The organism is Pseudoalteromonas sp. SG43-4 (assembly GCF_014164325.1).
Lineage (GTDB): Bacteria > Pseudomonadota > Gammaproteobacteria > Enterobacterales > Alteromonadaceae > Pseudoalteromonas > Pseudoalteromonas distincta.
The window spans coordinates 1-227 of sequence record NZ_JACJFB010000086.1 but is presented as its reverse complement, the minus strand read 5'-3'; the positions used below and the strand labels follow the sequence as shown (position 1 = coordinate 227).

At 44.5% G+C, this 227-nt stretch carries 1 rRNA gene; it reads left to right on the top strand.

The annotated features are described in order from the left end of the window. Nucleotides 1-225, top strand: a 23S ribosomal RNA gene (locus H5160_RS20690); the annotation flags it as partial. Nucleotides 226-227: the final 2 nt, after the last annotated feature.

The window sequence follows — 227 nt, the reverse complement described above, 5'->3', positions numbered from 1 at the left end:
AAACAGATTAATATTTCTGTACTCGATATAATTGCGATGGGGGGACGGAGCAGGCTAAACAAGCATGGCGTTGGTAGTCCATGTGAAAGTGAGTAGGTTGGCGACTTAGGTAAATCCGGGTTGCTATTAAGACTGAGACACGAGACGAGTCACTAAGGTGATGAAGTTGTTGATGCCATACTTCCAGGAAAAGCCTCTAAGCTTCAGATTATATGGAATCGTACCCC